Consider the following 6,889-nt stretch of genomic DNA (forward strand, 5'->3'; position numbering starts at 1 on the left):
CCGCCCCTCGCCCGCTCGTTCAATACAGATAGCCAGGGCACTGACCGATCAGTTCCGTGTCATAATAGGCCGTCACATAGCCGGCCACGGGGCCTGAGGTGATATAGCCATTGGTGCAGACATCCCGACGGAAGCCGACCATGTCGGTCTTGCTGGCGTCGGAATAGAAGAAATAGAAAAACATCGGTTCGGCGGATCCGGCCTGCGAGGTCAGTCCGCTCATGGCGCCGACGGCCAGGGCCGCAGCGCCCAGGACAGCTTTGTAGTTCAGCATGGGGGTCTCCAATTGAGTGGAATTTCAGAAAGGACTGGCGGCTAGTACAGATAGCCGGGGCACTGACCGATCACGTGACGGGTATAGTACGCGGTCGCCGTGCCATGCGCCTGGCCGGGCACGACGTGCCCGTTGATGCACTGATCGAACGAGAAACCGACCTGGGTCGTTTTGCTGGCGTCGCTGTAATAGGTGTACTCGTACATCCGGACGGAGTCGGGCCACATCGCCAGGGATGCTGCGCTGAGCACAACGCCGGCCGCCACGGCCGCTCCAACAATCCTGAAAGTCATGAGTTCGTCTCCTCCTCGCGCTAGCGCGCTGTCATGAACAGCCCGCAGCGGGTGAACGCCCCTCAGGGGCAGGGTTCGACGCAGTTTGAGTTCCCCGGCGACGGCATACAGTTGATTGCCTGTGCGACGCCGGTGACTGACCCACAAGGACAGAATACCCCTGTGGGTTGTTTCGTCAACAACCCGAAAATCAAAACCCCGCCGTTCAGAACGGCGGGGGTCGGAGTCATAGCGCTGGAAAACACGTTCAGATGACGGCGATGTCCTAGATCCAGATCAGGACGCCATCCTGGCAATAGCCAGCGAGGAAACGGTCTTCATAGGGACCATACTCACCGAAGGTCGGGCCATAGCCGACGCCCCAGCTGTCGCAGACCTGCTGAACATAGCCGACCGGCTGGGTCATCGCCGCATCCGCATAATAGGTGATGTAGTAGACAGGCTCAGGCTGCCCTGCAGAAACCGCAGAGGCCGGGAGGACAGCAAGCGCCGCAGCCGAAGCGAGAAGTGAAAGACCAAGAGTGAACGCTTTCATGTAAGTCTCCTTTGTTACGGGCTGACAAGCCCTTTGCTGTGCTCAGGATGACCCAACCTCGGCTTGCCGCGCGTCAAACCATGAATTGAATTTGCACACCGAACAGGAGAAATGAAATACGCCCATGATTGAACCGTCAACACATCTGGGGTTGCATTCCAAAACCGGAAAAACCCCGCAACAGTCATGCTGCGGGGCGCTTCCTCGGCCTTGGCGCAACCTAGACTTTAGATAGATCCTCGCCCGCCAACGCCCGCTCGATCAGCGCGATCGTGCCCGGCAAGCCATAGAGCGCGGCAAGACCGCCAAAGCGTGGCCCCTGGCTCTGCCCCAGCAGGACTTCATAGAGCCCCTGGAACCAGTCGCGCAGATTCTCGAACGGCTGGCTCTTGCCCGCAGCGTAGACCTCGGTCTGGATCAGCTCGGCGTCGGTTTCGGCCGGATCGAGCGCCCTGAACCGCGCCAGCAGATCCTGCATCGCCGCCCGCTCCATATCGGTGGGGGCGCGATAGGTCTTGTGCGGTTTGACCTGCTCTTCGTAATAGGCCAGCGCATAGCCCGCCAGACGATCCAGGAAAGGATCGCTCTCCGGCGTCACGTCCGGGGCATACTTGGCGATGAAACCCCAGAGCGTCGCCTTGTCCGGCGCGTTGGCCGCGGAGACGAGGTTCAGCAGCAGGGAATAGCTGATGTCCGCGCCCGCCTTGGGCGGTTCGCCGTCATGGATGTGATAGACCGGGTTCTCCAGCTGCTTGTCCTCGGCCTGATCGGGATAGGCGCGCAGATGCTGGCGATACTCGTCCACCGCCTTGGGGATCACGTCGAAATACAGGCGCTTGGCCGTGCGCGGCTTCTGGAACATGTACATGGACAGCGATTCCTGCGGCGCATAGCTGAGCCATTCCTCGACCGACAGGCCATTGCCCTTGGACTTGGAAATCTTCTCGCCCTGATCATCCAGGAAGAGCTCGTAGACATATTGCACCGGCGGCTCGACGCCGAGGATGCGACAGATCCTGGAATAGATCGGCGCATTGGCCTGGTGGTCCTTGCCGAACATCTCGAAATCAACGCCCAGCGCCGCCCAGCGCATGCCGAAATCAGGCTTCCATTGAAGCTTGGTGTTCCCGCCCGTCACCGGCAGGGTGATGTCGGTCCCGTCCTCATCCTCGAAGGTGATCGTGCCGGCCTTGGCGTCGATGGCCTTCATCGGCACATAGAGCACCCGGCCTGTGGTCGGCGAGATCGGAAGGAAGGGCGAATAGGTCGCCTGACGCTCCGCACCCAGCGTGGGCAGCATCACCGCCATGATGTCATCGAACTTCTCGAGCGCCCGGATGAGCGTCTCGTCGAAGGCGCCCGAGCGGTATTCCTGCGTGGCTGAGCGGAACTCGTATTCAAAGCCGAAACTGTCGAGGAAGGCCCGCAAACGCGCATTATTGTGCTGGGCGAAGCCGTCATGCGTGCCGAACGGATCCGGCACATCGGTCAGCGGCTTGCCCAGATGCTCAACCAGCATGTCCTGATTGGGCAGGTTGGAGGGCACCTTGCGCATGCCGTCCATGTCATCGGAGAAGGCGATGAGCTTGGTCGGGTACTGATCCTCGGTCAGCACGCGGAAGGCGTGGCGCACCATCGCGGTGCGCGCCACTTCGCCGAAAGTGCCGATATGGGGCAGGCCCGACGGGCCGTAGCCGGTCTCGAAGATGACCGCATCGCCCTTGAGCCCGCTCTTCTTCACCCGTTTCTCCACCAGGCGCGCCTGTTCAAAGGGCCAGGCCTTGGCGTTCTGGGCGAGCGCGGCGAAATCGGTCATCGCGGGTCTCATTTCCTGCTGTGAAGTGGATTGAAGCAGCGCAAGTAGAACTCCAGCCCCGTCCGGTCAACTGTGCTGGCGTGCGGGGAGAGCCTGAAGCCCGTCACGAAACCTTAATGACCCACGGGTCAGTTTCATGTTGTTACTGACCACCTGGTCAGTTATGAAGAGGCATGACCGCGCCCCTCCGCCGCCGACGCCCCGAAGCCCGCCCCGAGGAAATCCTTGCAGCGGCGCTCGACGTCTTCACGCAAACCGGTTTCGCCAGCGCCCGGGTCGAGGACATCGCGCGCCGCGCCGGACTGTCCAAGGGCGCGGTCTATCTCTACTTCCCGTCCAAGGAAGCCATGCTGGAAGCGCTGGTCGAGCAATCCGCCGCGCGCGTGGCCGATGCGCTGAGCGACCTTGCGGAAGCGGGCGCGGAACTTGATCCGGAAGTCGCCCTGCGCACAGGCCTGCGGATGGCCCTGAGCACGCTCTCGCAGCCTGAAATCTCGGCCGCGCCGCGCCTCATCCTCGCCGAAGCCGCGCGCTTCCCGGACCTTGCGTACTTTTACCGTCAGCGCGTGATCAATGTCGGACAGGCCGCCCTCATCCGCATCCTCACCGCGGGGATGGAGCAGGGCGTCTTCCGCACCGTGCAGACCCCGGTCGCCCTTCGCGCCTTCATGGGGCCGGTCCTCGCCCATGTCCTTGTCACCACCCTGTTCGCTCAGGAGGGCGATCCCGAGCTTGAACCGGCGGAGCTCGCCGACCAGCTCGCCGACCTTCTCTTTCATGGCCTCAAACCCGCCCCGCCTCATCACAGGGAGCGCTGACATGCGCACAGCTCTATCAGCCTTCATTCTGCTCACCCTCACCGCCTGCGCGCCGCCCGCCACAGAGGTGCTTTACGGGTATGCGGAAGGCGACTTCCTGATGCTGGCGCCGGAAACCAGCGGGCGCGTGGAGACCGTCAGGGTGACGGACGGGCAGAGAGTGACGGCGGGCGAGCCCTTATTGGCACTGGAAAGCGAGGCGGAACGGCTTGCGCTTGAAGCGGCGCGTCAACAGGCCGAAGCCGCCGAGGCCCGCCTGGCCGACGCCTCGACCGGCGGACGGGCGCCGGAGGTGGAAGCCGCCCGGGACCGGCTGAGCCAGGCGCGCGCGGAACAGGTCCGGGCCAGGGACGCGCTCAACCGCGCCCAACGCCTGTTTGATCAGGGGTTCGCCCCAAGGGCCCGGCTGGACGAGGCGGAAGCGGCGGCCGCCACCGCCAATGCGCGGGTGGCCGAGCTGAGTGAAGCCCTGACGCTCGCCGAAATGCCGGCGCGGGATGGGCAGCTTCAGGCGCTGGCCGCATCCGCTCGCGCTGCACAGGCGGATGCGGCGCGTCTGGAGGAGAGCCTGTCCCGCCGCACCGTGCGGGCGCCGGCTGACGGCCGGGTGGAGCGCGTCCTGGCCCGAGAGGGCGAGCTCGCCGGCCCCGGCGCGCCCGGCTTGCGCTTCCTGCCCGATGGCGCAGTGCATGCCGTGCTCTTCCTGCCCGAGGAGCAGATCGGCGCCTATCAGATTGGCGATGCGTTCGCGGTCGAGTGTGACGGCTGTCCCGACACAATGACGGCGCGGCTGAGCGTGATCGATGCCGAAGCCGAGTTTACTCCGCCCATCATCTATTCCGATCAGGAACGCTCCCGTCTGGTCTTCAGGGCCGAGGCCCGGTTTGACGGCGCGACGCCGCCGCCCGGCGCTCCACTCCGTCTCGCACTCCGGTCGGGCACCGGCTGATGAGCGAGTACGCCATCGAGGTCCGGGGGCTGACCAAGCGCTTCGGCGACAAGACCGTCGTTGATGACTTCGACATGCAGGTCCCCAAGGGCGCGATCTACGGCTTTCTCGGCCCCAACGGCTCGGGCAAGACCACCACGATCCGCATGATGTGCGGCCTGCTGACCCCCGATGAAGGCCAGGGAACCGCGCTGGGCTATGACATCCGGACCCAGACCCGCGCCATCAAGGCGCGGGTGGGATACATGACCCAGCGCTTCTCGCTCTATGAAGACATGAGCGTGCGCGAGAACCTTGAATTCATGGCGCGCCTGCACGCCCTGAAAGACCGCAAGGCGGTCGTGAACGCCGCACTTGAGGAATATGACCTCACCCCAAGGGCGAAACAGCTGACCGGGCAATTGTCCGGAGGCTGGAAACAGCGCGTGGCGCTGGCCGCCGCCTCGCTCCACAATCCCGGCCTTCTGTTGCTGGATGAGCCTACCGCCGGGGTCGATCCCAAGGCGCGGCGCGATTTCTGGGACCGCATCCGCAAGCTGGCCGCCCAGGGCGTCACCGTGCTTGTCTCCACCCATTACATGGACGAGGCCGTGCAATGCGATTTCATCGCCTTCATCGCCTATGGCCACAAGCTGATCGACGCACCCGCGAGCGACATTCCCGCCGCTGTGGGCCTGACCACCTGGCGCATTGAAGGCCGCACGCTGTCCCCCGTCTATGAGGCGCTCAAGACAGCGCCCGGCGTCGACCAGATCGCCCGTTTCGGATCCGCCATCCATGTCAGCGGCAAGGATCCGGAACAACTGGAAGCCGCGCTGGCCCCCTATCGCGAACAGGAGGGGCTGGAGGTCAGCCCCGCCAAGACCGGGCTGGAAGAGGCCTTCATCTATCTGATGACCGGAAGGGAGGGCGGACAATGAGCGACGGCTTTCAGGGCTCCTTCGCCCGCGTGCTTGCAGTCGCCGCCAAGGAGTTCGTCCAGATGCGGCGCGACCGGCTCACCTTCGCCATCATGGTCGCGATCCCGGTCATGCAGCTCTTGCTGTTCGGCTACGCCATCAACTCCGACCCCAGGCATATGCGCACGCTGGTCGAGGCCGGCGACTGGGGACCCGCCAGCCGCGCTATCGTGGAAGCGATGGAGACCAGCAATTATTTCGACATCATCGGACGCGTGGACGGGGCCGAGGCGGCGAATGACGCTCTGGTCAGCGGCCAGGCCGGCTTCGTGCTCAGCATTCCGCCCGATTTCGAGCGCGCCTATGCCCGCGGCGAACGTCCGCAAATCCTTCTGGATGTGGATGCGACCGACCCTATCGCAGCCGGGGGCGCATCGAGCGCCTTCGCCCGTATCGTCTCCGAAGCCCTCAGCCCTGAAACGCATCAGGTGGATGATCAAAGCCCGGTCGAGGCCATCGTGCACCGGCGCTATAACCCCGCGGGCCGGACCGCGGTGAACATCGTTCCGGGGCTGTTGGGGACCATCCTGACCATGACCATGGCGATGATGACCTCCATGGCGATCACCCGCGAAGCCGAGCGCGGCACGCTTGAGACCCTGCTGTCCACGCCGACGCGCCCCATCGAGGTCATGGCCGGCAAGATCGCGCCCTATATCGCGGTCGGCGTCCTTCAGACCGGATTGATGCTGGTGCTGGCGCTGGGGCTGTTCAACGTGCCCTTTCTGGGCGACCCCTTCGCCTTCGCAGCAGCGGTCAGCCTGTTCGTACTGGTGAACCTGTCGCTGGGCTTTTTGTTCTCCACCATCGCGCGCAGCCAGATGCAGGCGATGCAGATGACGTTCTTCGTCTTTCTGCCCTCGATCCTTCTGAGCGGCTTCATGTTCCCCTTCGCCGGCATGCCGGGATGGGCGCAAGTGCTGGGCAACGCCCTGCCGACCACCCATTTCATCAAGGCGGTGCGCGAGATCATGCTGAAGGGGGCGGGATTGCCGGACATTACGGGCGAGCTCTGGCCGCTGGCCGTACTGTTCCTGGTGATCGCCGCGCTGGCCCTGAGCCGGTATCGCCGCACGCTGGACTAGCCGGCGTTCTCATCGTCGAAAATCGTCTCGATGGGCAGGCCGAACACTCGCGCAATCCTGAAGGCGAGCGGCAGGGACGGATCATACTTGCCGTTCTCGATGGAGATCACGGTCTGGCGCGAGACGTCGAGCTTGTCGGCCAGCGCCGCCTGGCTCCAGC

General features: G+C 64.2%; 9 protein-coding genes. 4 read left to right on the top strand and 5 right to left on the bottom strand.

The features are described from left to right. Positions 1 to 19: 19 nt before the first annotated feature. The 4 genes from B2Z70_RS02250 to B2Z70_RS02265 all read right to left on the bottom strand — a co-directional run bounded on the left by B2Z70_RS02250 (position 20) and on the right by B2Z70_RS02265 (position 2,918). Positions 20 to 274: a hypothetical protein gene (locus B2Z70_RS02250; RefSeq protein ID WP_292980487.1), complete on the bottom strand. Its 255-nt coding sequence runs from the start codon at positions 272 to 274 to the stop codon at positions 20 to 22. A gap of 41 nt (positions 275 to 315) precedes the next feature. Next, entirely contained in the window at positions 316 to 567 is a 252-nt protein-coding gene (locus B2Z70_RS02255; RefSeq protein ID WP_009801711.1) for a hypothetical protein, read from the bottom strand. A 265-nt stretch (positions 568 to 832) separates the two neighbouring features. Further along, the gene (locus B2Z70_RS02260; RefSeq protein ID WP_292980490.1) at positions 833 to 1,102 is read right to left on the bottom strand and encodes a hypothetical protein; all 270 of its coding nucleotides are present in this window, start codon (positions 1,100 to 1,102) and stop codon (positions 833 to 835) included. 220 nt (positions 1,103 to 1,322) lie between these two features. Further along, positions 1,323 to 2,918: a lysine--tRNA ligase gene (locus B2Z70_RS02265; protein ID WP_292980493.1), complete on the bottom strand. Its 1,596-nt coding sequence runs from the start codon at positions 2,916 to 2,918 to the stop codon at positions 1,323 to 1,325. A 173-nt stretch (positions 2,919 to 3,091) separates the two neighbouring features. On the opposite strand from B2Z70_RS02265, the gene B2Z70_RS02270 reads away from it, so the two are divergent. Genes B2Z70_RS02270 through B2Z70_RS02285 form a run of 4 tightly spaced genes read left to right on the top strand, consistent with a single transcriptional unit; the run spans position 3,092 to position 6,729 of the window. Next, a complete protein-coding gene (locus tag B2Z70_RS02270; RefSeq protein ID WP_292980496.1) occupies positions 3,092 to 3,736 on the top strand; it encodes a TetR/AcrR family transcriptional regulator in 645 nt (214 codons plus the stop codon). A gap of 1 nt (position 3,737) precedes the next feature. Further along, on the top strand, positions 3,738 to 4,685 hold the full coding sequence (locus B2Z70_RS02275; RefSeq protein WP_292980499.1) for an HlyD family secretion protein: 948 nt from the start codon (positions 3,738 to 3,740) through the stop codon (positions 4,683 to 4,685). Continuing rightward, complete coding sequence (locus tag B2Z70_RS02280; protein WP_009801716.1) at positions 4,685 to 5,605, top strand: ABC transporter ATP-binding protein; 921 nt, start codon at positions 4,685 to 4,687, stop codon at positions 5,603 to 5,605. Before B2Z70_RS02275 ends, B2Z70_RS02280 begins: the two co-directional genes overlap by 1 nt. Further along, positions 5,602 to 6,729 (top strand): ABC transporter permease, encoded by a 1,128-nt coding sequence (locus B2Z70_RS02285; RefSeq protein WP_292980502.1) that lies wholly within the window; start codon positions 5,602 to 5,604, stop codon positions 6,727 to 6,729. The genes B2Z70_RS02280 and B2Z70_RS02285 overlap by 4 nt, the downstream gene beginning before the upstream one ends. Here B2Z70_RS02285 and B2Z70_RS02290 read toward each other — a convergent pair. After that, positions 6,726 to 6,889: helix-turn-helix transcriptional regulator (locus B2Z70_RS02290; protein WP_292980505.1), on the bottom strand; the 164-nt coding region annotated here is incomplete at its 5' end. The two genes, B2Z70_RS02285 and B2Z70_RS02290, sit on opposite strands and share 4 nt — an antisense overlap.

The organism is Oceanicaulis sp. UBA6590, assembly GCF_002433705.1.
Classification (GTDB): domain Bacteria; phylum Pseudomonadota; class Alphaproteobacteria; order Caulobacterales; family Maricaulaceae; genus Oceanicaulis.

What these genes read in the sequence shown, in the direction of transcription:
- B2Z70_RS02250 (WP_292980487.1), bottom strand. Translation starts at nt 274, where the DNA reads ATGCTGAACTACAAAGCTGTCCTGGGCGCTGCGGCCCTGGCCGTCGGC.
- B2Z70_RS02255 (WP_009801711.1), bottom strand. Translation starts at nt 567, where the DNA reads ATGACTTTCAGGATTGTTGGAGCGGCCGTGGCGGCCGGCGTTGTGCTC.
- B2Z70_RS02260 (WP_292980490.1), bottom strand. Translation starts at nt 1,102, where the DNA reads ATGAAAGCGTTCACTCTTGGTCTTTCACTTCTCGCTTCGGCTGCGGCG.
- B2Z70_RS02265 (WP_292980493.1), bottom strand. Translation starts at nt 2,918, where the DNA reads ATGACCGATTTCGCCGCGCTCGCCCAGAACGCCAAGGCCTGGCCCTTT.
- B2Z70_RS02270 (WP_292980496.1), top strand. Translation starts at nt 3,092, where the DNA reads ATGACCGCGCCCCTCCGCCGCCGACGCCCCGAAGCCCGCCCCGAGGAA.
- B2Z70_RS02275 (WP_292980499.1), top strand. Translation starts at nt 3,738, where the DNA reads ATGCGCACAGCTCTATCAGCCTTCATTCTGCTCACCCTCACCGCCTGC.
- B2Z70_RS02280 (WP_009801716.1), top strand. Translation starts at nt 4,685, where the DNA reads ATGAGCGAGTACGCCATCGAGGTCCGGGGGCTGACCAAGCGCTTCGGC.
- B2Z70_RS02285 (WP_292980502.1), top strand. Translation starts at nt 5,602, where the DNA reads ATGAGCGACGGCTTTCAGGGCTCCTTCGCCCGCGTGCTTGCAGTCGCC.